Origin of the sequence: Robertmurraya siralis (assembly GCF_005502275.1) — a bacterium.
Classification (GTDB): domain Bacteria; phylum Bacillota; class Bacilli; order Bacillales; family Cytobacillaceae; genus Robertmurraya; species Robertmurraya siralis.
Genome location: NZ_SWLZ01000012.1, coordinates 21,859 through 46,473 on the forward strand (window position 1 = coordinate 21,859; position 24,615 = coordinate 46,473).

Below are 24,615 nucleotides of genomic sequence, written 5' to 3' on the forward strand. Positions count from 1 at the left end.
TGACCCCTCCATTTATAAATTTGCAATCATGCGCTTAGTTTCTGTCTTCGTAACAACGCCTTCGTATTGCATTAAAAGATCCGAAAATATTCTTTCCCATGATTGCCCTAATGCATAATTTCTTGCTTCCAGGCTCATTAATTTTAGAGTAGATTGCTTATTTACTAGTTCAGTGATGCTTTCAACAAACTCGGTTACATTTCCTGGTTGGCATAGTTTTCCAGTTCGTCCATCTTCAATGATTTCTTGAACTCCGCCAGCTTTAGCTCCAACGACTGGAGTTCCACAAGCAAAAGATTCTAGCACAACATTTCCGAAAGTTTCAGTACTTGAAGGAAAAACAAACAGATCAGAAACTGCATAAAGCTCTGCTAAATTCTCTCCCTTGATATAGCCGGTAAACGTCATATTTGCTAGCTTCTGTCCTTGTAGTTCCTCATACAGCGGCCCGTTACCTGCTATTATCCAATGCACTTTATTTTGGATATGAGAAGGCAAGCGCTTTGCGATTTCCATTAAGACATCAAGATCTTTCTCAGGTGCTAGCCGTCCTACATAGCTTAAAATATATGGCTCTGTTATTTTGTATTGCTCTCTTAAGCGAGTAGAAGAAAAATGGGGATGAAATAAAGAGCAATCCACACCTCTACTCCAAATATCTACATTTGTAAACCCTCTGTTAATCAATTCCGTTTTTGTTTCATAAGAAGGAACAAATGTTTTTTTAAATGAACGATGAAACCAACGTAGGTATTTCCATATGAATTTAGATAAAAATTGTAAGTCGTAATATTGCAGATATCGATCAAAATGGGTATGGTATGACCCCACAAGGGGAATCTCAAGTTTTTTCGCATAATAAATACCGGCTAATCCAATATTAAAGGGAGTCGCCACATGAATGATATCCGGTTGAAATTGTTCAAGTTCTTTTTTTATATGGATGATATTTGGTAAGGCGAGGCGACATTCAGGATATAGAAAAAACGGATAACTTGTAAATCTGAAAATTTGGTTGGAAAATAAATCTGTCTCATGACCGTCTGGAACAAATAAACGATATTCGATCCCTACTTCATCTAAATAATCGACAAAGCGTTGAAACGTTAAGGCGACCCCATTAACTTGTGGTGTAAATGTATCGGTAAAGATGGCGATTTTCATGCATGTTTCCCCTCCTTAAAAAATCGATACGGCTAAAATGGCAAAGAGCGAACCTAATAATGCACCTGCTAACACATCTGAAGGATAATGCAAGCCTAAAACGACGCGCGATGCCCCTACACAAAAGCCAATTGGATATAGGATGAGACTGGTGATTGGCAAATGGATAATGAATGGAGTAATGACGGAAAAAATCGCTGTTGTGTGTCCGGAAGGAAAAGAGTGATCCTTTAATGGATTGATATCAACGTATGCTTCTTTAATCGAGAGATAGGGACGTTCTCGCGGATAAATTTTTTTAATCAGCATGACAATAAGATGGCTAAACAACAGAGCAAGCCCACTTTCAATTCCCCACATTTTTACTGGGGACTCTGCGAATAGAATGATAAACAGGCAGAAAATGATTGTAAAAGTGGCTCCGCCAAAATAGGTTATACGGCTAAAGAAGATATTTAATGCTTTGCGCTCAAATAGACAGTTTAGTGAATGAAATAATCCGCAATCATAACGATACAGATGATGGGCCCATTTTGTGATCATGAGTAATCCCCCTTTATGTCGTTTTACTTTATTTTAAGCTGTTCGTATATGGGGAATATTAACAGGGTGTAAAACTTCATTAAATCTTTATTGATTAAATTAGGCAAAATGTTTCATGATGACATCAAAAAACCGTTTCCTCTTGATTAAACATTTAAGTAAATTTCAGCATTTCAAAATATAAAAGCCTCCCAAATCGTAATTGGGAAGCTTTAGTAAAGATTATAATTACACTAAACTTGGAGTGCCGCTCCTCTTTTCGTTTCAAGTACTGAACGAATGACAACATTTTGGATTGCATCATGGCGACTTAATGGTTTAACCTGAACAATCTTTGATGCGAATTTTTGACACCAATGGGTGACTTCTGATAAAAGAAGCCCAGAGAACAAGAGATATGGAATGACAATCACCCGTTTTCTTTTTTTGGCGAGCATGCCATGTAATCCTTCTTGAAAAGTTGGTTTTGCTGCCGCAAGATAGCAAGTCGAGATTTCCGTGATTTTTAGCCTGTGTTTAATTCCTTCTTCCATTTCAAAAAATGCCCTTTTAATATCAGGATCACTGCTTCCTCTTCCAACAATTAAGAGAGCATCATCATGCGATAAATCTGGCACCGCCAATATAATTAATTGTGCCAGTGCATCCAATATTTCTTTTTGCACCCCAAACGCATTGCCAATTGTGACTTGAACAGTTGGATATTTCTTTTTCAGTCCACCTATCACTTCAGGTATATCTTTTTTCATATGGCCAGCAGATAGAAGAAAAATCGGAACGATCATAATTTCTGTTGCTCCCCTCTCGACACACTGATGGAATCCTTTGTCTATGGAAGGAGAAGTGAGTTCAAGAAAGCTCATTTCTTGTATTTGAATCGGAATTTTTTTCATGATGTTTTCGATAAACATTTTTGCCTCTAAAGCTTCTTTTTTTGAGCGGGTTCCATGCCCTACATAAAGAATGGCTTTCATCGTAATCACTTCCTAAGTTTATTTAGCTCCCGGTTATTGAAACAATTGAATTCTTTTCAGCATTAAACCAATTTAATTGTCGATTAAGGCCCACTACTTCACCAATGACAATCATGCTTGGATTGACGATATTTTCCCTATCTACGATTTTGCTAATTGTTTCGAGTGTTCCAATTACTGTTTTTTGTTTCATTAAAGTGCCCCATTGAATAATGGCGATTGGAGTATTTTTATTCTTTCCATTTTTAATTAAATTTTCAATAATGAATGGAAGTTGGCCGATTCCCATATAAACACAGAGTGTATCTACCCCTCTTGCCAAATGGTGCCATTGCTGCTCTGCAGCTTTATCTCCAGCTTGGTGGCCTGTTATAAAGGCAAAGCTTTTGCTTAATGTCCGATGGGTTACAGGGATCCCTGCGTAAGCAGCAGCTCCGATGCCTGCTGTAATCCCTGGGACGACTTCAAACGGAATTTGATGATGGATGCATGTTTGCGCTTCTTCGCCTCCGCGACCAAAGACAAAAGGATCTCCCCCTTTTAAGCGAACTACTTGGAGTCCTCTTTTTGCATATATAACAAGAATGTGATTTATCGTTTCTTGTTTCATTGTATGTGCGTGCGGCTGTTTTCCACAATAAATTAATTGTGCATCCTCACGTGCATATTGTAAAAGCTCCTGATTAACTAAGCGGTCATATAGAATGACATCTGCCTCTTTTATATAGCGAAGCCCTTTTACGGTTATTAAATCAGGGTCACCTGGACCAGCTCCAACTAAATATACTTTGCCAACCATAGACCCCTCATCCTTCCTTAAACTATAGAAGATTTTTTTTCTGTAAAAAGTGAATAATTACCTCGACAGATTCCTGAATGGATAATAGATTTGTGTGAATGACTAGATCAGGGTTTTCAGGTTCCTCGTAAGGAGAGTTAATCCCTGTGAAATCTTTAATTTCTCCTCTTCTCGCCTTCGCATAGAGCTGTTTTGGATCCCTCTTCTCACATTCTTCAAGGGGACAGTCAATGTGAATTTCAAAAAATTCATCATCGTCAAAAAGCTCGCGCACTTGATCCCGATCCGCCTGAAAAGGTGAAATAAAAGCTGTAGTAACAATTTTTCCACTGTCGACAAATAATTTGGCAACCTCACCAATTCTTCTTATATTTTCAGTGCGATCCTGTTCACTGAATCCTAGATCTTTATTTAAACCATGGCGAATATTATCACCATCTAGAACATATTCGTTGATGCCATGACGAAATAACTCACTTGAGACCGCATTAGCAATCGTTGATTTGCCAGATCCAGAAAGTCCGGTAAACCAAAGGACGCAACTCCCATGTCCATTCTGGTTTCTCCGTTCTTGCTTTGTTATGGTTGTTTGATGCCATGTGAGATTACTAGCTTTCAAGTTTATCTTCCTCCTGACATTGTTGTTGCTTCTTTAAGACCATCGATTAGGACTTTGATTACTTCTTTTCTACTAAAAGTAGATGGCGGTAAAACACCATTGCTCAGCATTTCTCTAACTTTTGTTCCGGAAAGAATAACCCGTTCTTCTATTCCATGCGGACAAGTTTTGTCCGATGCCATTCCTTCGCATTTTTGACAATAGAAACTATGTTCAAAGAAAAGTGGTTTTATTCCTAATTCTTCCTCTGTGAATTCATTAAAGATTAGTTGTGCATCATAAGTGCCATAATAATTACCAACTCCGGCATGATCCCTTCCAACAATAAAATGAGTACAACCAAAGTTCTTGCGAGCGATGGCATGGAAAATTGCTTCACGGGGTCCCGCATATCTCATCGCAGCCGGGTAGACTCCTAGATGGACCCTTTCCGTTGGATAATAATTATCGAGCAAAACTCTATAACTCTTTAAGCGAATATCTGCTGGAATATCATCTGCTTTTGTTTCTCCCACAAGTGGGTTGACAAAGAGTCCGTCAACCGTTTCCAAGGCAACTTTTTGGATATACTCATGCGCTCTGTGAATAGGATTTCGTGTTTGAAAGCCAACAACTGTTTTCCAGCCATTTTTTTCAAAAAGAGCACGTGTTTCCTTCGGTTCATACCAAACATCTGCAAAGATACCTTTTTCAGGTTTTTTCACGAGAACAATATCTCCTGCAACATAAATACTTCCTCTTTGAAAAAGATTTTTTACTCCAGGGTGAGCAATTTCATCAGTTCGATAGACTTGAACAGCTTCTTTTTGTAAATTTGGCTCAAACCACTCAGATACAGTAATGACGCCAAATGTCTCCCCTTCAAAGTTCAATTTATACGTTTCCCCTTCTGTCAAAGTTTTAGCGATCTCAGGTGTAATCGGTAATGTAATCGGAATCGACCATACGGTACCATTTGCTAGCCGCATGCTTTCTACGACGGATTCGTAGTCTTCTTTGCCAAGAAAGCCAGTCAGTGGACTAAAGAGGCCGGCTCCAATTAGTTCAAGATCGCTTAACGAAATGGCATCAATAGGAATTTCTTTCTCAATCGATTGTATATCGAATGTTGGATTATATAATTGGATTAATGTTCCACCATGTGGTGTTGGTAAAAATGACAAACTTCTCAACCCTTTCCAAAAAATTAACTTTTTTCCGTTAAAGATGTTTCCTTTCTTGCTTGAGTTGGCAAGGAAACAAATTTTCTTTTCATAACAAGAACAATGCCTACAATCAATATCAGCGCCATTGCCAACACGAATATTGGATAGAAATTCTTTTCAATGATTATTTGAATAAGGCTGTAGGAAAGTGTCAGCGAAATAATGGGGGAAACGACCCAAACGGTTAACAATTGAATGACGATCTTCTTTTTTAGGACATTGATACCGTCTTTTACAAAGCCAATACCGATAATCGAGCTCGTCGTAATTTGCGTTAACGGAACAGGGATGCCAAAAAGGGAGGCTGTCATAACGATGCTTGCTCCAGTTCCGGAAATAATGCACCCATCTTCTAAACGTATGCTGGTAATTTTTTTTCCGTTCGTTTCCAGTACCCGTTTTCCGAGAATCAGCGCCCCCAATGCAACAAACAGCCCGCCCCAAAAGATTCCTGATTGAATAGAAAGTATTTTTGCTCCCACCAATGGTCCGACTGCATTTGCAACATTGTTCATTCCTGCCGAAAAAGCTTCAAACATACCCATCACGATCACAATGAACGGTAAAATGCGGCTGATCGAAGGTTTCTCTAACCATTTTTTAATTTTCTTTATTTTAAGAATCATGGAAGAAACAACAGCCATGATGAAGGCAATAAAAGGAGTCAACACCCAGAATAGTAAGATCCATGCCAATTTATCGAAAAATAAAGATTGATAGACAATCCCGACTCCGACAATTGATCCTACAACAACTTCACTTGTCGAAAGAGGGATTCCTAAAATATTCGCTAAAAATAAAGACAAGGCGGCTGAAAGAAGAACTAGAATTGTAACGGATACTGTAAACGTATGTTCCGGAACAATTCCGCTCCCCAATGTTTTCACGACTTCTCCCCCGCCTAAATAGGCACCTAGAAATACAGCAATGGCACATAGAAACAATGCCATCCCCTTTTTAACAACGCCCGTTCCATAAGCAATCCCCATCGATGCTGCGGCACCTGAAGCTCCTATGTTTAGGGCAAAAAATAATGCAATGAGAATGGCTAAAATCACCATCGTGCCAACCTCCCCTAGCTTGTGTGAAGTCCACACTCTGTCTTGCTACTACCAGACCAACGGCCTGCTCTAGAATCACCCTCATTTGCTACCGGTTGTGTACATGGAAAACAGCCAATACTTGGGTAATGATGATCGTGCAATTCATTGTATGGAAGTTCATGTGCTTTAATATATGCCCAAATTTCGTCCCACGTCCAATGGATTAACGGACATATTTTTATATTTTTAAATTTTTCATCTTTATTAAGAAATTCAGTATGAGCTCTTGATGGTGATTGTTCTCGTCTTAACCCAGATATCCATGCCTCTTTTTTTCCGATTGCCTCTCGTAACGGAATAACTTTGCGGACATGGCAGCATTGGTTCGGTTCTCGTTTCCACAATGCCGTCCCATATTTTTCGGCTTGTTGTTCTAAAGTAAGAGCAGGTTTCTTTTTTTCAATTCGTAGTGTAGGAAAACGTTTTTCTATTTTTTCGATCACGTCGTATGTTTCTGGAAAATGTAAATCTGTATCTAAAAAAACGATATGTGCATCAGGCTTTATTTGATGAATAAGGTCAATTAAGACAATTCCCTCAGCCCCAAAGCTAGAAGCGTAAACGATTTTCTCTTCAGGATATACTTGGTAAGCCCACTCAAGTACAGAATACGCTCCTTTAAAAGGTTCATCCATTTTGAACAGATGGGGAATTGGCTGCCAATTTTCATAAGTTATCGCGGTTTTCATAGATTAAACCTCCTTTATCCATTGGCTTTGTTAAATAGAATGGTTGTTAAATGATTTTGGGCTCATTTCATGTGAAACCAAAGTTTCACATGCCTTTCTGCATAACTGAAAGGTCAGTGAGAAAATGAGCCAAAAATCAACACCGACATATAACAGAGCCTATCCATTAAAAAAAGGCAGACTTCCTTTATAAAAAAGGATAGCCTGCCTCTAGTTGTCTAGTCAGCAAGTGTTCATATCAAATGTTTAAGGAAGACGAATCTTTTCATTTTTTTCAATCTGAACGATCTTTCCATCCTGTACGACTAATGTAATAGATCCAAATTTCATTGTCGTAAGCATTTCTTCTAAATGCTTGATTGTATTTTGCCAATTTGCTTGTTTCAGAGCGATTCGCCCTCCTTTCATGAAAGAAGTTTGTAAAAATCACCTTAGAAGTACTTTTAATCCTACCATTTCGATATGATTTGTCAACATTTAAAGACGAAATATTCTAACTAAATTTCTCTTACTTTACATCATGAAAATTGGTTCCATCTGTTGTCTCTCCAACAATCCCGGCGCGTATCACAAAATCTCCGAAATGTTCCCCTTCTTTTCTCTCCTTTGCGTATCTTGGCAGGAGTATTTTTAGCTCTGATAAAATTTCCTCTTCGCCAATGTTCTCACGATACAATTTACTGAGGCGGCTACCATCAAATGCCGCACCTAAATACATATTGTATTTGCCAAGTGATTTACCGATAAATCCGATTTCTCCTAATGCGTGTCTGGCACAGCCGTTCGGGCAGCCAGTCATTCGAATCGTGATCTCTTCATCATGCAGACCATTTTCATCAATAATCGTTTCGATCTTGTCAATAAGAGTAGGTAAATAACGTTCGGCCTCTGCCATGGACAATCCGCATGTTGGCAATGCGACACAAGCGATCGAGTTTCTGCGTAAGGCGCTGAAGTGATGTCCATCTGTTAATCCGTAATTTTCCAATAATTCATGTATTTGTTTTTTATTGCGGCTTGACACATTTGCAATAATTAAGTTTTGATTTGGAGTAAGTCTGAAATCCCCCTTATGAATTTTGGCAATCTCACGAATTCCAGTTTTAATTTTAATATTTTCAAAATCTTTCACCCTTCCCCCTTCTATGAAAAGGGTGAAGTTCCATTTTCCTTTTATTCCTTTCACCCAACCGAAACGGTCACCGTTATGATCAAATTGGAATGGTTTTGCTTGCCCTAATGACCACCCCAGCCTTTTGTTTAACTCTTCTTTGACAGCAGAAAGGCCAAGGCGATCAACTGTATATTTAAAGCGGGCATTTTTTCGATTGGAGCGATTTCCATAATCTCTTTGAATCGTGATAATTTTTTCTGCTACTTCGTACATTTGTTCTGGTTTGCAAAAGCCAATTACTTTTGCTATTTGCGGATAGGTTTCCGGATCTCCATGGGTCATCCCCATTCCGCCACCGATCACGATATTAAAGCCTACAAGTTTGCCATCTTCAACAATTGCAATAAAGCCTAAATCCTGTGAAAAAACATCGACATCATTTGATGGAGGAATGGCAATGCCGATTTTAAATTTTCTTGGTAAATAAACTGGCCCATACATTGGCTCGGCTTCTTCCAATTCTGGACTACTAAAAATTTTTTCTTCATCTAACCAGATTTCATGATAAGCTCTTGTTTTGGGCAGCAAATCATCACTGAGCTTTTTCGACCATTCATATACTTCAGCGTGGAGCTCCGATTGAAAAGGGTTTGCATTGCTCATGACGTTACGATTCACATCGCCACAGGCAGCAATTGTATCGAGCAGGACTCGATTAATTTCCTGCATCGTATTTTTCATATTCCACTTCAAAATACCGTGCATTTGAAATGTTTGTCTTGTTGTTAATTTAAGCGTTTGATTTCCGTATTTTTCAGCAATTTCGTCCATAATAAGCCACTGCTCAGTTGTAGCAACTCCTCCAGGCAACCGAACGCGAATCATAAATTGATAGGCCGGCTCAAGCTTTTGTCTTTGCCGTTCATTGCGAAGATCGCGATCATCCTGCTGGTAGCTTCCGTGAAATTTTAAGAGCTGGTTTGAATTTTCAGATATTCTTGCATGAAGCGGGTCTGCCATCTCTTCTTTTAATATACCTCTTAAAAAATTGCTCTCTCTTTTTAATTTTTCATTTTTACTTGGAGGGCCATCAGGGGCTTTGATCATTTTGTCTGCCATTATTCATTCTCCTCTCACCTGAATCTTTAATATACATCTCTTTGATAGCGCCTTTGCTGCTGAAGTTTGCTCAAATATTCTTCTGCAAGTGTTCGACTCACATTCCCTTCCTTTTCGATAATTTCAATTAAGGCCTCGTGTACATCCTTTGCCATATTCTTCTCATCTCCACAAATGTAAAGGAAAGCACCTTCCTCAAGCCAGGAGTATAGTTCTTTACTATGCTCTTTCATCCGATGCTGTACATAAATTTTCTCAGATCCATCGCGGGAAAAGGCGACACTCATTTTAGTAAGTACTTCATTGTTTAACCATTGATTCCATTCTGTTTGGTAGAGAAAATCAGTCATAAAATGCTGATCTCCAAAAAACATCCATGATTTCCCTGATGCCCCTTGTTCTTCACGTTCTTGCATAAAAGCGCGAAATGGAGCAACTCCTGTACCTGGTCCAACCATAATAATCGGCGTACTTGGATCATCTGGAAGGCGAAAGTTATCATTAGATTGGATATAAACAGGGATCTTGTCACCAATAGAGATTCTTTCTGCACAGAAAGTAGAACAAACCCCTTTTCGATTTTTTCCATGGGCGGTATATCGGACTGTACCAACCGTTAAATGAACCTCGTCTGGGTTTGCCTCATAACTGCTTGCAATCGAATATAAACGCGGCGGTATTTTGCGTAATACCGATACAAATTCTTGTGCTGAATGGCCCCATGTGCCAAAATCTTCTATAAGATCAAGAAGATCTCGCCCTTCAATGTAGTCTCTAAACGCTGTCTCGTTTCTAGCTTCCAGAAGTTCGTCTAAATCGGGGTGCTGAAGCAATTCTTGAACCTTTTGCAAAAGCGGCTTTGTAATGACAGTAATTTCATAGTGGCTCGTTAATGCTTCTTTTAATGATAAAATCTCGCCTTGTTTATTAATTGTGACAGTTTCATCTGCGCCCCATTTTAAAACGTTTAACAAAGAATCAACGAGCGCAGGATCATTTTCAGGAATAATCCCTAAACTATCTCCTGGTTTGTAGGTTAGCCCCGAGCCTTCTAGTGATAATTCTAAATGGTGTGTTTCTTTATTAGAGCCTTTTCCGTTTAAATTTAGATTTTCCAGTACTTCAGCTTTAAAAGGATTGCTTCTCGAAAATGTAGAAACGGTTGGCGCAGTTGATAAAAGCTTCAGTGCTTGAGGTTCGCCGGCTGGATTGGAATCTTTTAAACTTTTGATTACACCTTCTAGCCATTGCTCGGCTGGTTCATCATAATCGAGATCGCAATCAAAGCGAGGATAAATCCTTGTAGCGCCAAGTTCTTCTAGTTTACGATCAAACTCTTTTCCTACCTGGCAGAAAAACTCATATGAGCTATCTCCAAGTGCCAAAACGGAATAGTGCAAGTTCTCAAGTTTTGGTGCTCGTTTCCCATGTAAAAATTCGTGAAAGATAATGGCATTATCAGGGGGATCCCCTTCACCATGGGTACTAACTATAATGAGTAGCTGGTTTATCTTTTTTAGTTGATTTGGCTTAAAATCGTTCATGGCTGCGACAGTCACTTTAAAGCCGTTTTTTTCAAGCTCCTCTTGCGCTTTTTTTGAAAGTCCCTGGGCATTTCCTGTCTGTGAACCGTATAGGATCGTAATTTCTTCCTTTATCGTCACAGTCGGTTGCTTTTTATTACTGACCGCCGTTGTCCCACTATCTCTAGATATGGAGCCAGAAAAAAAACCACTTAACCAGATTTTTTGTGAATCTGTTAAAGTTGCGAGTAATTGATTTATAAGTTCTGCCTGCTCCTGATTAAATGGACTGTTTCCTACTTGAATTTGCAATACTATCCACCCCACAAAAAATTTGGTAATATATCATTATATTTACTTTTCCTATCAAATAAGTTGGTTTTATAATAAAAAAAATCTCATCCTCGAAATTTCTGAAAGGCATTTAACTATGTAAAAACTTTAACGAAGAAAAGTCAATATGTAAAATAATTTTAAATAATCGGAATTATTGAGATTCCTAATCATAAGGTGGGAGATGAATGCAGTTAGAAGAACTAAAAACATTTGTGACATTAGCTGAAGTGAAAAATTTTACGAAAACAGCGGATAAACTTTTAATGTCTCAGCCAACCGTCAGCCTCCATATTAAAAATTTGGAAAAAGAATTTAATACGGAGCTATTTCAACGCTCACCAAAATTTTTAAAAATAACACCAAGTGGACAGTTGCTCTTAAACCGTGCAAAAGAAATTATTGAAATTTACGATCGAGCGAAACAAGAGATTTTGGAGTACCACCATAAAATAGCAGGTAAGCTGACGATTGGTGCGAGCTATACGATCGGTGAGTACATTCTTCCCTCCCTCCTTTTTGAGTTACAGAGAAAATATCCTGCTCTTGAAATCGAAATCATGATTGGGAATAGAGAAGAAATATTGCAATCTGTTCGCCAGTTTCGTATTGATATTGGCTTCATTGAAGGCGAGGCTAAGGAAAATGAGCTTCATATTATTCCCTTCATGGAGGAAGAGTTTTTTGTTGTTTCTTCATCTGATCATCCACTCGTTCATAAAGAAAAAATCAACTTTTCTGAACTGATTAATGAAACCTGGTTATCACGAGAAGTAGGCTCCGGTAATCGCGATTTTCTAATGGAGGTCTTGGCTAAAAATGGTCTAAAAATAAAATCGCTTTTAACGATGAATAGCATTCAGGCAATTAAAGAATCAGTAATAAATGGACTGGGACTTTCCTTGTTAGCGCAAAATTCTATTAAAAGAGAAATAGCACATCGCTATTTAGCTGTTCTTCCAATCGCTCAGCAGTCATTTAAAAGATCTTTTTCTTATGTATATTCCCCAATTATGAAAAATAACAAAAATGTTGAAGCCTTTATTTTAGTATTGGAAGAGCAGTGGAAGCAAACATAACGATTGGTAAGGATTTGGATAATTTACAACTTAAGTAGCCATATTAAATACATCGAATTTTTCTTAAGGAGTGACCGTATTGGAGTACTTATCTAGAACACAAATCATAAATGAGTTACAAAAGCCTTTTCAAACATATCTTGAACAATATGAAATTGATGAAATTGGGATTTATGAGGAAGCTGGGCAGGAGGGTATTTACCATATGGGCTATACTGTTACAAAAGACGGAAAAACCTATCATATCCACACATCTTTTCAAAAGAATAAAGATGAATTTTTAGCTCCTTTAGATGATTTGTGGACGCTAGAAACTGACGAGCCTACTGAGGATGATCGCACTGGTTATCGAGATTTAGTGAGTGTATTTCGGAAGATTTAAAAATACAATTCTCAAGCTTTACGAGTGAAAAACGTAATCTGTAATAGAACGAAATCGCTCATGTCTAAATGGATTTTATTTCAAAATATAGATAGAATCCCAACGTGGTTAGATTTCCATACCGGGTGACGCTTTTTCGCGGGCTGGGCCAAGCCGCTTCCCACACTACTAGGAGCGGAGATCAGCCTTTTTCCCACCATTCCTAAACAAAAAATGACAAAAAAGGTAGCGAGAAGGGCTTCTCACTACCTTTTTGTCGACAATCTGAAAGCTCGTTTCCTTTATTTGAGAAATGAGCTTTACGCCACTCTTACAGTGTTATAGTCCATGCTCTTTTGTATTAACCATTTCTACATTGAATTTTTGTTTCCCGAAAAATACTAAAAATAGAAAACCTAGCCCAGCAAAAGCTGAGTAAATGAGAATAAGATTTCCGTAATTAATAAACGTTGAAATGAAACCAAATAATAAGTAACCGATCGTTTGCCCAATTTGTGTCGCATTCATGTACAGCGTCGTTGCTGTACCTTGTGCCATTGGAATAAAATCTTGAAAATATGAGATCGCAATTCCTGCGGTAATCGATACTTGAGCCGCACTTAGTATTTGCAGTGGATAGATTTGCCAGGTTTCTGTTACAAGGCTAAACAATAAGAAATAAGTAAAAGCAATAAAAAATCCTACTTTAACAAGCAGTCCGTTATCCATTTTTGTTGCTAGGATGCCAAGTGCAATCATAAAAGGTACCTCAAATATGGGAGGAACGCTAAAGATTACTCCTACATCAACCTCTGTTCCATCAAGGACTTTCGTTACAAACTGAGGAACATTTAACATATGGATTGATGTCGCAGCTGCTAGTAGCAGAGCGGCAGCTAGATTAGCAAGAATATGCGGCCTTGACAAATAGTTCATTACTGCTAAGGATTCTTTTCGTGCTTCAGTTTGTGTCTCTATATTTTTCAAAAAAAAGAAAATCGTTAAAAAAGCTAATAAATAGCCTGCTGCGACAAATAAAAATAATCCTTTGAACCCAATCATAATAAGTAACCAGGAACCCAATGCGGGTCCAATCGTCCATGACAGCGCGAAAAACATGCGAAAAACATTCATGACGAAAGGGGTTTCTTCGCTGGCAATATGAGCAGCCTTTAAGGCATCTCTAGCATATGCCCATAGCTGCGGTACTGCGGCGGCTGTTGTCCCAAGTAATACAAAAGCTGTTATGAGCAAGGCTGCATAATCACGCAAAAAGGCAAACGAGGTATAGCCTAGAATCCCTGTTAAGGATGTGAGCAGTAATAATGTTCTCCGGCTTGTTTTTGTGTCGGACCGTTTGGCGATATAACTGCTAATCACTACTCCACCGACCGCCATAACAGTCATAAAGATCCCGAAGCTTGCGTTTGTCATCCCTACTTCATCAATGCCGAAGAGAGATGAAAAGGGGACAAAGAAAGACATCGACAATCCAAAAATCGTATTAATAAGAAATAAGATTGGAAAGGACGGGATTGCCCATACAAATCGTATTTTTTCTATAATCTTTTTCATTAGCAGCATCTATCCTAACAATAAAAATATTAAGTGATCACTATCTTATAAAACCGTGCCGTTGGAAGCAATCACTTTCTTATACCAATCAAAGCTTTTCTTCTTCACGCGGCGAAGATCATGTTCTCCTTCCTCATGCTGATTGACATAAACAAATCCATAACGTTTTTGGAATCCGTTCAGCCAACTCAGTAAATCGGTAAAAGACCAGACACAATAGCCAAGTACGTCTACTCCATCGGAAATGGCTTCTTGCATCGCTTCGATATGGGTACGAATATAGTCAATACGATAATTATCATTGACAACATCGTCTTTTTCCAGCTTGTCAAAAGCTCCTAAACCATTTTCACTAATTAAAATTGGTAAGTTGTAGCGATTGGTTATGCGGCGCAGAGCAATTCTAAGGCCAAGAGGATCGATATTCCAATCCCAGTCAGTTCTATCTAGATGAGGATTCTCTACTGTTTTAAAGACCCCTGGAATCCCTGTATCCTCCGAGGTGCCTTTTTCCCCAGTCGTATTAATTTTGGCTATTCCTGCTCCGTTGTTTAAAGGGTTTTCTTCATAGGTTGTTGTTTGATAATAGTTGACCCCCATGAAATCAGGAGTACCTTGACTCAATAGTTCAAAATCTCCTTCTTCAATTTGAGGAGCAAGACCGTTGCTTTCTAAATAATTCCAGACGGCTTTCGGATATCTCCCCCATGCATATATGTCCATCCACCAATGGCTATTTAGCTCTTCCGCATTTTCAGCAGCAATAATATCTTTTGGATTGGATGTTCGCGCATAGGCAGGCGAATAGGCAAAACTTGGGCCGATTTTTCCATCAGGCACATATTTTCTAAATTCTTTAATGACGCTTGCGCTAGCTAGATTTGCATGATGGTTGACTTGATAGAATAATTTATCATCCATGACACCAGGAGGATGAGCGCCCAGACGATAACCTAGCATTGTAAAGATATTTTGCTCGTTAAGGCTGACCCAATATTTTACACGATCACCAAAACGCTTAAATAATTCAACACTGTATCGGGTAAAATCCGAGATGATTTCTCTAGATTCCCAGCCTCCATATTCATCCTGTAGAGCTTGTGGAAGATCCCAATGATAGAGCGTCAAAATCGGCTCAATCCCTTTTGCTTTTAAGTCGTTAATTAAATGCTCATAAAATTCAATCCCTTTTTCATTTATTTCACCGCGGCCACTGGGGAAGATTCGAGTCCAAGCAACAGAAAAACGATATGCTTTCATCCCCATTTCGGCCATTAATTGGATATCCTCTTTATAGCGGTGATAATGATCGACAGCGACATCACCTGTTGTCCCCTTAAATGTTTTACCAGGAATCCGAACAAATTTATCCCAGTTCGAAACACCCTTTCCATCAACATCCCAAGCTCCTTCTACTTGATAGGCAGCCGAAGCTGCACCCCAGAGAAAATGTGGGGGAAATGGTTTAAGTTTTTTATGGATCATGTCCTTCACTCCTCTACTTGTCATAATAGTTCCTTTTTTAAAAAGGGAAGATGCTCTTTCATCCCCTGCATGCAGACCAACCTTCATTCATCATTAACTCAGCTAACGTTTTCTCTGCAAAATGCCCATTTTCAATGATCGATGGACCGTTTGGATGGGCAGAAATCGCCCAGCATTCACCCGTTTTTTCTAAAGGAATTTCATAGCCATATCTTTTTCTATAATATGTACTACCCCAGATTCTTTCATGAAAAATCGATTTTAAAAATAATGGTTGCAGTTGCAACTTTGTTCCCCTTTGTTTAGTTTTGTTGCAGTGCCTCATAAGCCAGGAGTAAGGCTCCTGTTATACCAGCATCATCCCCCAATTGAGGAGAAACAATATAATTGGTTAATTCAGGTAGTTCAACATAACCGTTTACAAGCTCTGTTAAATGCTGATAAATATAAGGAAACACATGTTTTTGCTTCATTACTCCACCGCCAAGAATTATTTTTTTCGGTGATAGGATCAGAATATATTGCATAAGTGCCTGAGCAATATAATAGCCTTCTAATTCCCATACTTCCGAGCGTTCCGATAGAGTTCTTCCTGACTGTCCCCAACGTTTTTCAATACTTGGACCTGAAGCTAAGCCTTCTAAGCAGTCTTTATGATAAGGGCAACTTCCTGCAAATAAATCTTTTGGATGACGCCGGACATAGGTATGTCCCATTTCTGGATGTGACAAGCCCTGTAATAATCGTCCTTGTACTAGTGCTCCTGCTCCGATTCCAGTCCCAACAGTAATATAAAGACAGCTATCTAGTCCGATTGCAGCTCCAAGTTTCGCTTCCCCTAAAGCGGCTGCGTTGACGTCTGTATTAAAACCGATTGGAACTGGAAATATTTCCTTTATCGTTTTTGTGAACGGGAAATCTCGCCAAGCTGTTTTGGGTGTAGAAGTAATATACCCATAGGTAGGGCTTTTTTTATTTACATCTATTGGTCCAAAAGAGCCGATTCCAATTGCGTCTACTTTAAATTTTTGAAAGAAAGTGCTCACTTCCTGGAGTGTTTCATTTGGTCCAATTGTGGGAATTTGTATGCGTTCAACAATCATTCCTTTTTCATCGCCAACGGCGCATACAAATTTTGTGCCACCTGCTTCAATGGCTCCTAGCATAGCTCATCCCTCCAATACATGGTGCTAGTTGATAGTCGTCACTTCAAATTTGTCATAGCGGTGCCGTGAAAAAGAGTATTCAAATGGTACTCCATTATTTAAAAAACCGACATGTTCGACTTCTAAAATGGGGTCATCAGGTAAGCACGCCAAATATTGATGATCAAGTTCTTCTGATTTACATGCCCGTATTTTCCGATGTGAGCCTGCAATTGTAAGTCCTAACGTCTCACGAATATATGAATAGATTGAGCCATGTAAAATTTCATCTGTGATTCCTGGAATCAAGATCGTTGGCATATATGTCCTCTCCATCACATATGGTTCATCATCAACCAATCGCAGACGGATTAAAAAGTAAACAGGGGTTTTTACGTCTATAGCTAAATGCTCTGCGACTTCTTGCGTAGGAAATTGGACATCAAATTTAATCACTTTGCTCGTCACTTTCTTCCCCTTCAAAAGTCGTGACAAGCCTAGAATCTCATTTGTACCAACGTTTACAACATTCTGAGATATAGCAGATTGAATAATAAAAGTTCCGTGCCCCCTTTTCCGGTACAGCAAACCTTCTTTCACTAAAATATCCAGTGCCCGTTTCATAGTCATTCGGCTGCACTGAAACTCTTTTGCTAAGGTAATTTCATCTGGTATTGGTTGATCGATGGGATAAAACTGATTTTTTATTCTTTCTCTCATTACGGATGAAATAGTTTCGTATTTTGGCATCACCGGTCTCCACCTTATTCATAATTTCTTTTTTTAACAGCTGTGCGAGATTGGATCGTTTTGAGTATTCCCTATTTCATTTATTAGGATAGCTTCTCACTTCTTTTTGGCTAAGAAAATAAAATGATCCGATAATTGTCTTTAACTCACACAGCTTTTCTATAAGGTTTAATTTCAAAAAGATATCATCTTACGCCTAAAAATGCGCTTTCTACTCTATCATACATCAAGTTATCAAAAATGGCTGATTGTTTTACCGATCTTCTTCTTCGTTGAAAAAAGATGGTCATAACGACCATCTTTAAAAACCATTATGTTCTGAAACGCTTTTAAACCACTGACCGCTCTTTTTAATTGTTCTTTCACCATCTTTGTTTAAATTCACTGATACTAGGCCGTATCGATTTTTATAAGCGTTAGACCAAGACCAATTATCCATAAAAGTCCAAAGGTGATAGCCTTTCACGTTCGCTCCCTCTTCCAACGCTTTATGAACCCATTTGAGATGTTCTTGAATAAATTCAATGCGATAGTCATCTTGAATCATTCCATTTTGATCACGGAATTTTTCTTCACCTTCTACTCCCATTCCATTTTCTGAAATAAAGCACTCGATATTGCCGTAGTTCTCTCTTAAATTTGTTAAAATATCATAAATCCCTTTTTCATAGATTTCCCAGCCACGATGCGGATTCATTTTACGACCGGGCATCTCATAATGATCAAAGAATCGCTCAGGCATAAAAGGAGCATTAGGATTCGGCAAATTTTCCTTCGCTTTTACTCTTCTTGGCTGATAATAATTGACACCAAGCAGATCGACAGTGTTTTCTTTAATAATTGCTAAATCACCACTCATTATTTTCGGTAAAAAACCTTCGTCTTTGAGAATTTGTATCAATTCTCGCGGAAATTCTCCTTTTACAGATGGATCTAAAAATGAGCGATTAAAGAAGGCGTCTGCAAGTTTCGCTGCCTGCAAATCAGCAGAGTTTTGGCTTCTTGGATATGAAGGAGTTAAATTGAGAATGATTCCAATTTTTCCATCTTGTTTCAATTTTCTATAAGCTTGAATCGCTTTAGCGCTTGCAAGAATTGAATGGAAAGCAACTTGAACCGCTTTGCCGAAATCAACTTCATTAGGGTAATGGAAATCATATAAATACCCACCTTCAACTGGTACGATCGGTTCATTATGGGTGAACCAATATTTCACTCGATCACCGAAAAGCTCAAAGCATGTTTGTGCATATTTTACATAGGCGGCAACAGTCTCACGATTTGTCCAGCCCCCAATTTCTTGCAACTTCAATGGCATATCGAAGTGAAAGAGATTAACGAATGGTTCGATTCCGTGAGCAATCATTTCATTTATGACATTATTATAAAATTCAACTGCTTTTTGATTGACCTCACCTCTCCCTTCAGGAATGAGGCGTGACCACTGGATCGACATTCGGAAAGAATTGTGGCCGCTTTCTTTCATCAGGAGGATATCATCTTTGTACTTGTAATAAAATTGCGATGTTTTGTCGGGCCCCACCCCATCAAAAAAACGATTTGGCTCAATTTCATACCAATGATCCCAAATATTCTTTCCTTTGCCATCCACCGCAGCGGCCCCTTCCGTTTGTGGTCCAGATGCGGCAGTTCCCCACCAAAACCCTTTTGGGAAGCGATATTTTATCTCATTCATGTTAGTCATCACTGCAGTCTCCTTTTTATCAAAATTTTGGGCAGGGTCTTTAATCTTTTTCGTCAAATACCTGCTCCTATAAGCTTTGAAATTTTAAGCAGCCTTTTCTGCTTCTTTTTCTTTCATTAAATTGGTTTTATCCAAAGTTTTTAGAAATGGGAACCAAATCAACCCAACAATCACCATATTTACTAACTGCAAAATACCTCCCGCTAATGAGTTAGTTGCCATGATCCCGTTGATGAAGAATGGTACTGTCCAAGGTATCGCCACCCCTGTTGGTGGTGGTACTAAACCAATTGACATAGCAAAGTAAGAAACGAGTGTTACAACCATTGGTGCAATAATCCAAGGAACAATGACAATTGGGTTCATGACGATTGGTAATCCAAAGATAACTGGTTCGTTAACATTGAAGAGACCTGGTCCAACCGCAAGCTTACCCACTTGTTTTAATTGTCTGCTCTTCATGAAAGCCAGCATTGCAAAAACAACCACGAGTGTCATACCAGTACCGCCCATTCCAACTGTATAAATTTCCATAAATGGTTTGGAAATAATATGCGGTAACGCTGCACCTGCTTGATAAGCTTCATAGTTTTCGATCATTAAAGTATTCCAAATTGGATCCATCACAGAGTTAATAATGATTTGTCCATGTAAACCAAAAAACCAAAAGATTTGAATAAAGAATACAGCTACTAATGTTGGAACAATTCCACTTCCTAATCCTACCAACGGTGCTTGAATAGCGTTATAAATAATATCATGCAAATTTGTGTTAAATAATTGTGTCACCAATACGTTAATCATCAAGAAAACAGTTAATGTTATGATTGCCGGAATTAACGCTGCAAATGATTTTGCTACTGCTGATGGAACTCCAGGAGGCATTTTTATCGTTATATTTTTTTGAACGATACGTCGATAAATTTCAGTGGCAAGAAATGCTGTAATCATCCCAAGGAACATGCCTTTTGCACCTAAGCGATCGAGCGGAATCACACCTGACACAACCTCCCCACCTTCAAGTGTTACAATAAATGGGGTTAATAATAGAAAGGAAACAAGTGAAATAGCGCCACCGAAGATCGCTTCCACCTCATAGCTTTTCGATAAGTAATATCCGATACCGAATACAACAAAGACAGACATAATCCCCATCGTTGCGGAGGAGGCGATTCCAAACATGTCCTTAAAATTTGCTAAAGCTCCAGCACTCATAATTTTTTCTAAGAATGGTAGATTTGTTAATACGACAAAAATGGAACCGAAAATCGTTAATGGGAACGCTAACATAAATGCGTCGCGCAGCACTGATAAAAAGCGATTGTTATTTAATTTTCCAGCGATTGGAACAAGATATTTACTTAGTCTCTCAAACATCACTGCTTCCTCCCTTTATAATTTTTTTTGTTTAAAGAGGTCTAGCAATTCCTTTACTAGCTCTTTCATTGATAATGTTGACATTAAATGATCTTCTGCGTGCATAAGTAATAATGCAAACTCGACTTTTGCCCCGGAAGCTTCTTGCTGAACCATCTTAAAGTGAATTTGATGGGCGACTTTTAAATCTTCATCTGCTTCAATCAGCAGATGATCAGCTTCTGTTACTCTTCCTTCTTTATATTCGCGCAGTGCTTGAATGATTTTACTCCTTGCATTTCCGCTGTGGAGAATAAGCATAAAATTGACTTGTTCTGCTGATAGCTCTTCTAAATTGAGGTTATCCACGACCATTCCTCCATTACATTAGTGAAAGTGCTTGTTCATAAGCTTTTTTACCATCAGCCATACCGTAGGCCATCATATCGATAACTTCCACTTTAATTCCGTATTGTTCTGCTTCTTTCTGAAATTCTCCCTTTAAAAAACTCATTTGCGGTCCGATTAAAACAACATCCGCATTGGCGAATTCTTTTTTTGCCTGGTCCTGGCCTACTGCCCAAATTTTTACTTCATCTCCGATTGATGCCGCGTACTCTTCCATTTTCGTCACTAAAAGGCTTGTTGACATTCCAGAACTGCAGGCTAATAAGATTTTCTTCATCTGAATCAAACTCCTTTATTATGAAATATTAGTTAAGAATTCGAAAAAGCGCTTTCTTGAATCGCTTACAAAATTAATTATATACTTATTTTATTAAATGTCTATACTTTTAATTATAAAAATATTATCTTTTGATTTGAAGGCTCTGTTTATGTTTACTGAAAGGCATGTGAAACTTTGGTTTCACATGAAATGAGCCCAAAATCATTTTAACAACAATTCTATTTAACAAAGCCAATTTAAGAGAAGAGAATATCTATAAACCTATTAAAGATTTGTTCAATATTTTTCGGCTCATTTTATCAATAATTCTGTTTAACAAAAGTGATAAAGAGTTTTATCCGCTCCATGATTATTAATAAGCCCCCCATTTGCGTTTGATTTTCCACAAACGTAGCAAATTTCACTAGCATCATTTAATTGCCTATCTTTTCGATAAAAAAATTTTTGTAATTACATATACAAGTCCCTAAAACGTAAGCTATGATTATACATATTTCAGTTTATAAGGAGAACGGATATGATGGATCTTTACAGTAAAAATGATAATCCGTTTAAAGGAAATTTTAAGACATTGGAAAGCTTGGTAGATCGAATAAGTGAAGTATTCCACTGTCCTGTCACAATCGAGGATGCCAATCATCGCCTTCTTGCTTATAGTCAGCATAATGAAGAATCCGATCAAGCGAGAATTCAAACGATTATAGGGCGGCGTGTCCCTGAAAAAGTGATTAACAGCTTGTGGAAAAATCATATTTTAGCAAAAATAAATCGTACTGATGAACCTGTACGAATTGCTCAAATTAAAGAAGTTGGTCTCGGAGATCGAATCGCGATCGCAATTCGAAAAAACAACGAGGTACTTGGTTATATTTGGGCGTTGGAAGTGGAGAGAAAGTTATCTGATCAATCTTTCCCCCTTTTTAAACAAGCCGCTCAAGCAGTGAAAAATCAATTACTTCAACTTCAAGGACAGCAAAAAGAAGCAGATGAGGGGGTTAATGAGTTTTTTTGGAAGCTTTTAACAGGGAATGTGCGCTCGAAAAAAGAAATCCGCGAAAAATTTGTGGAATTTCAGCTTTTGCCTCCCGTTTTTTTTTCTGTTGTTGTCTTTCAATTTCAAGAAGTGATTTCTAAGGAAAATCAACAACAAATTTTCTACCTTCTTTCGACGACTCAACAATTGAAAGTCATTTTTCGTGTTTTTGATGAAAAGGAAGTGATTATGCTCACTGCCCCGAACGAAGATAAGTATACAGAGAATGATTTGAAAACATTTATCAGGGAATTTATTACCCGTATGAGTAATAGGTTCAGTATAAACTCAATCACTGGTGGAAGTGGGACAATTTCTCAAGATTATACTGATATTGAACGGAGTTATCAGGAGGCTCTTTTCGTTCTACAATGCCAAAAGAAGTTTCCGGATCTAACTGCACAATTGTTCAATTATCGAGAGCTGGGGATATATCGTTATTTAGATTTGATTCTTGAAAAAAACAGATTGGAGCATTACGAAAATCATTCATTAAAAAAGCTTAAGCAATATGATTTAAAGCATCACTCCCAACTCTTCCATACATTGGAGACGTATTTGAATTTTGATAGCAATATGAACGAAGCTGCTAAAGCATTACATATCCATTTAAATACATTAAGCTATAGATTAAAGCGAATCGCAGAAATAGGAGAAATAAATTTGCGTGATCCCCATCAAAAAGTTACATTGTTCATTGATTTAAAACTTGAGCGTCTTCAAGAAAAGGAGCATTTGTGAAATTTAACAAATACTCCTTTTCTTTTTTTATTCTTTCAACAATGTTCAAAATATTTTCAAAAAAATATAATTAAAATAGATTTTTTTGGTGAACATTTTATAAGGGGGTTTTTAAATGTTAATTGGAGTGCCAAAAGAAATTAAAAATAACGAAAATCGTGTTGCAATGACTCCTGCTGGTGTTATTGCTCTAGTGAAAGCTGGTCATCGTGTTTTAATTGAAACAGAAGCTGGAGCTGGAAGTGGCTTTACAGATAAAGCTTATATCGAGGCTGGTGCTGAAATCGTTTCAACTCCTGCTAAAGCATGGGCCGCCGAAATGGTTATGAAGGTAAAAGAACCTCTCCAATCGGAATATAGTTATTTTCGTCAAGGTCTAGTTCTCTTTACGTATTTACATTTAGCTGCTGAACCAGAACTGGCAAAAGCGCTGGTTGAAAATGGTGTAACAGCCATTGCTTATGAGACAGTAGAAGTTAATCGCACTTTGCCGTTGCTGACACCAATGAGTGAAGTAGCAGGTCGAATGTCAGCGCAAATTGGGGCGCAATTTTTACAAAAATCTAACGGTGGTCAAGGAATTTTGCTTTCTGGTATTCCTGGCGTCAAACGTGGCAAGGTAACGATCATCGGTGGAGGCGTAGTAGGTACGAATGCAGCCAAGCTTGCTATTGGCTTAGGTGCCGATGTGACGATTATTGACTTAAGTCCCGACCGTCTCCGGCAGTTAGATGACTTATTTGGAAACGATATTCAAACATTGATGTCGAATCTACTTAATATTGCCCAATCAGTGCGGGAGTCTGATTTAGTAATCGGTGCCGTGTTGATTCCAGGTGCAAAAGCGCCAAAATTAGTTACAGAAGAAATGATCGAATCAATGAAACCTGGTTCAGTTGTAGTTGATGTCGCAATTGACCAAGGTGGTATTTTTGAAACAGTGGATCGCATTACCACACACGATGCTCCAACTTACTTGAAACATGGCGTTGTCCACTATGCTGTTGCTAATATGCCTGGTGCTGTTCCAAGAACGTCTACAATTGGTCTAACGAATGTTACTGTTCCGTATGCTTTGCAAATTGCCAATAAAGGTGTACACAAGGCCGTTTTTGAAAATCATGCTTTAAAATGTGGTGTTAATGTTGCTGCTGGCACCATAACTTACGAAGCAGTCGCAAAAGATCTCGGTTATGATTATGTAGACGTTGATACTGCCTTAAAAAAAATTCTTGAGCCGATTTAATTGTCAGAGCAAAAGCACAGGCGCTTAGCTCTGGCACGTACAAATTGGACCGTACAGGTAAGAGATCTAGGAAACCTGCGGTGCTAGCACCTCCGATTCGGATGGGATGGGAAATTTGATAAGGGTAAGTGCCGGAGCTAAACGTAGGTACACTCATTGAAAGAGTTATATATCAATCGAATAAAAGCGCCAAAACCTTAAACAAGAGGTTTTGGCGCTTTTGATCTCAATTCACTGCTTCTGGAGCAATCAAGAACCAATCCCAA

Annotated in this window: 24 protein-coding genes; 4 read left to right on the plus strand and 20 right to left on the minus strand. The window is 38.3% G+C overall.

What is annotated here, in order from left to right; all coding sequences use genetic code 11:
- Window positions 1-12: 12 nt before the first annotated feature.
- From FCJ93_RS14310 to FCJ93_RS14360, 11 genes are all read right to left on the minus strand, one after another.
- A complete protein-coding gene (locus FCJ93_RS14310) occupies window positions 13-1,164 on the minus strand; it encodes a glycosyltransferase family 4 protein (protein ID WP_137743991.1) in 1,152 nt (383 codons plus the stop codon).
- Between the two features lie 15 nt (window positions 1,165-1,179).
- Window positions 1,180-1,707 carry a phosphatase PAP2 family protein gene (locus FCJ93_RS14315; RefSeq protein WP_137743992.1) on the minus strand — a complete coding sequence of 176 codons (528 nt, stop codon included), beginning with the start codon at window positions 1,705-1,707 and terminating at the stop codon, window positions 1,180-1,182.
- A gap of 233 nt (window positions 1,708-1,940) precedes the next feature.
- Entirely contained in the window at window positions 1,941-2,681 is a 741-nt protein-coding gene (locus FCJ93_RS14320; RefSeq protein WP_137743993.1) for a sirohydrochlorin chelatase, read from the minus strand.
- Between the two features lie 22 nt (window positions 2,682-2,703).
- Window positions 2,704-3,480: a uroporphyrinogen-III C-methyltransferase gene (gene cobA, locus FCJ93_RS14325; protein WP_137743994.1), complete on the minus strand. Its 777-nt coding sequence runs from the start codon at window positions 3,478-3,480 to the stop codon at window positions 2,704-2,706.
- 22 nt (window positions 3,481-3,502) lie between these two features.
- The gene (gene cysC / locus FCJ93_RS14330; protein WP_095313260.1) at window positions 3,503-4,099 is read right to left on the minus strand and encodes an adenylyl-sulfate kinase; all 597 of its coding nucleotides are present in this window, start codon (window positions 4,097-4,099) and stop codon (window positions 3,503-3,505) included.
- Between the two features lie 2 nt (window positions 4,100-4,101).
- Window positions 4,102-5,262, minus strand: coding sequence for a sulfate adenylyltransferase (sat, locus tag FCJ93_RS14335; protein WP_137743995.1), 1,161 nt, complete (start codon window positions 5,260-5,262; stop codon window positions 4,102-4,104).
- 23 nt (window positions 5,263-5,285) lie between these two features.
- On the minus strand, window positions 5,286-6,365 hold the full coding sequence (locus FCJ93_RS14340) for an inorganic phosphate transporter (protein WP_137743996.1): 1,080 nt from the start codon (window positions 6,363-6,365) through the stop codon (window positions 5,286-5,288).
- A gap of 14 nt (window positions 6,366-6,379) precedes the next feature.
- Window positions 6,380-7,096, minus strand: coding sequence for a phosphoadenylyl-sulfate reductase (locus FCJ93_RS14345; protein WP_095313266.1), 717 nt, complete (start codon window positions 7,094-7,096; stop codon window positions 6,380-6,382).
- Between the two features lie 246 nt (window positions 7,097-7,342).
- Window positions 7,343-7,489 (minus strand): YezD family protein, encoded by a 147-nt coding sequence (locus FCJ93_RS25685; protein ID WP_373315059.1) that lies wholly within the window; start codon window positions 7,487-7,489, stop codon window positions 7,343-7,345.
- Between the two features lie 115 nt (window positions 7,490-7,604).
- A complete protein-coding gene (gene cysI, locus FCJ93_RS14355; protein ID WP_137743997.1) occupies window positions 7,605-9,329 on the minus strand; it encodes an assimilatory sulfite reductase (NADPH) hemoprotein subunit in 1,725 nt (574 codons plus the stop codon).
- 26 nt (window positions 9,330-9,355) lie between these two features.
- Window positions 9,356-11,164, minus strand: coding sequence for an assimilatory sulfite reductase (NADPH) flavoprotein subunit (locus tag FCJ93_RS14360; protein ID WP_137743998.1), 1,809 nt, complete (start codon window positions 11,162-11,164; stop codon window positions 9,356-9,358).
- A gap of 209 nt (window positions 11,165-11,373) precedes the next feature.
- On the opposite strand from FCJ93_RS14360, the gene FCJ93_RS14365 reads away from it, so the two are divergent.
- Window positions 11,374-12,264 (plus strand): LysR substrate-binding domain-containing protein, encoded by an 891-nt coding sequence (locus FCJ93_RS14365; protein ID WP_137743999.1) that lies wholly within the window; start codon window positions 11,374-11,376, stop codon window positions 12,262-12,264.
- Between the two features lie 79 nt (window positions 12,265-12,343).
- Window positions 12,344-12,646 carry a DUF5634 family protein gene (locus tag FCJ93_RS14370; RefSeq protein WP_095313281.1) on the plus strand — a complete coding sequence of 101 codons (303 nt, stop codon included), beginning with the start codon at window positions 12,344-12,346 and terminating at the stop codon, window positions 12,644-12,646.
- Between the two features lie 318 nt (window positions 12,647-12,964).
- Here FCJ93_RS14370 and FCJ93_RS14375 read toward each other — a convergent pair whose 3' ends face one another.
- The 9 genes from FCJ93_RS14375 to FCJ93_RS14415 form a co-directional block, all read right to left on the minus strand.
- Window positions 12,965-14,200, minus strand: a complete 1,236-nt coding sequence (locus tag FCJ93_RS14375; RefSeq protein WP_170211314.1) for a sugar efflux transporter — start codon at window positions 14,198-14,200, stop codon at window positions 12,965-12,967.
- A gap of 45 nt (window positions 14,201-14,245) precedes the next feature.
- Window positions 14,246-15,685, minus strand: coding sequence for a glycoside hydrolase family 1 protein (locus tag FCJ93_RS14380; RefSeq protein ID WP_137744001.1), 1,440 nt, complete (start codon window positions 15,683-15,685; stop codon window positions 14,246-14,248).
- Window positions 15,686-15,743: 58 nt separating this feature from the next.
- Window positions 15,744-15,971, minus strand: coding sequence for a type I phosphomannose isomerase catalytic subunit (locus FCJ93_RS14385; protein ID WP_095313286.1), 228 nt, complete (start codon window positions 15,969-15,971; stop codon window positions 15,744-15,746).
- 16 nt (window positions 15,972-15,987) lie between these two features.
- Window positions 15,988-16,851, minus strand: a complete 864-nt coding sequence (locus FCJ93_RS14390) for an ROK family protein (RefSeq protein ID WP_137744002.1) — start codon at window positions 16,849-16,851, stop codon at window positions 15,988-15,990.
- A 24-nt stretch (window positions 16,852-16,875) separates the two neighbouring features.
- On the minus strand, window positions 16,876-17,580 hold the full coding sequence (locus FCJ93_RS14395; RefSeq protein ID WP_095313290.1) for a GntR family transcriptional regulator: 705 nt from the start codon (window positions 17,578-17,580) through the stop codon (window positions 16,876-16,878).
- Window positions 17,581-17,881: 301 nt separating this feature from the next.
- Window positions 17,882-19,276, minus strand: coding sequence for a glycoside hydrolase family 1 protein (locus FCJ93_RS14400; protein ID WP_170943644.1), 1,395 nt, complete (start codon window positions 19,274-19,276; stop codon window positions 17,882-17,884).
- A 93-nt stretch (window positions 19,277-19,369) separates the two neighbouring features.
- Window positions 19,370-20,662: a PTS cellobiose transporter subunit IIC gene (gene celB / locus FCJ93_RS14405; protein WP_095313292.1), complete on the minus strand. Its 1,293-nt coding sequence runs from the start codon at window positions 20,660-20,662 to the stop codon at window positions 19,370-19,372.
- 15 nt (window positions 20,663-20,677) lie between these two features.
- On the minus strand, window positions 20,678-21,010 hold the full coding sequence (locus FCJ93_RS14410; protein WP_095313294.1) for a PTS lactose/cellobiose transporter subunit IIA: 333 nt from the start codon (window positions 21,008-21,010) through the stop codon (window positions 20,678-20,680).
- 13 nt (window positions 21,011-21,023) lie between these two features.
- On the minus strand, window positions 21,024-21,326 hold the full coding sequence (locus FCJ93_RS14415; protein WP_095313296.1) for a PTS sugar transporter subunit IIB: 303 nt from the start codon (window positions 21,324-21,326) through the stop codon (window positions 21,024-21,026).
- 520 nt (window positions 21,327-21,846) lie between these two features.
- On the opposite strand from FCJ93_RS14415, the gene FCJ93_RS14420 reads away from it, so the two are divergent.
- Together FCJ93_RS14420 and ald are read left to right on the plus strand one after the other, a co-directional pair.
- Window positions 21,847-23,103, plus strand: a complete 1,257-nt coding sequence (locus FCJ93_RS14420; RefSeq protein WP_235879490.1) for a PucR family transcriptional regulator — start codon at window positions 21,847-21,849, stop codon at window positions 23,101-23,103.
- Between the two features lie 115 nt (window positions 23,104-23,218).
- Window positions 23,219-24,349 (plus strand): alanine dehydrogenase, encoded by a 1,131-nt coding sequence (gene ald, locus FCJ93_RS14425; protein WP_137744003.1) that lies wholly within the window; start codon window positions 23,219-23,221, stop codon window positions 24,347-24,349.
- Window positions 24,350-24,615: the final 266 nt, after the last annotated feature.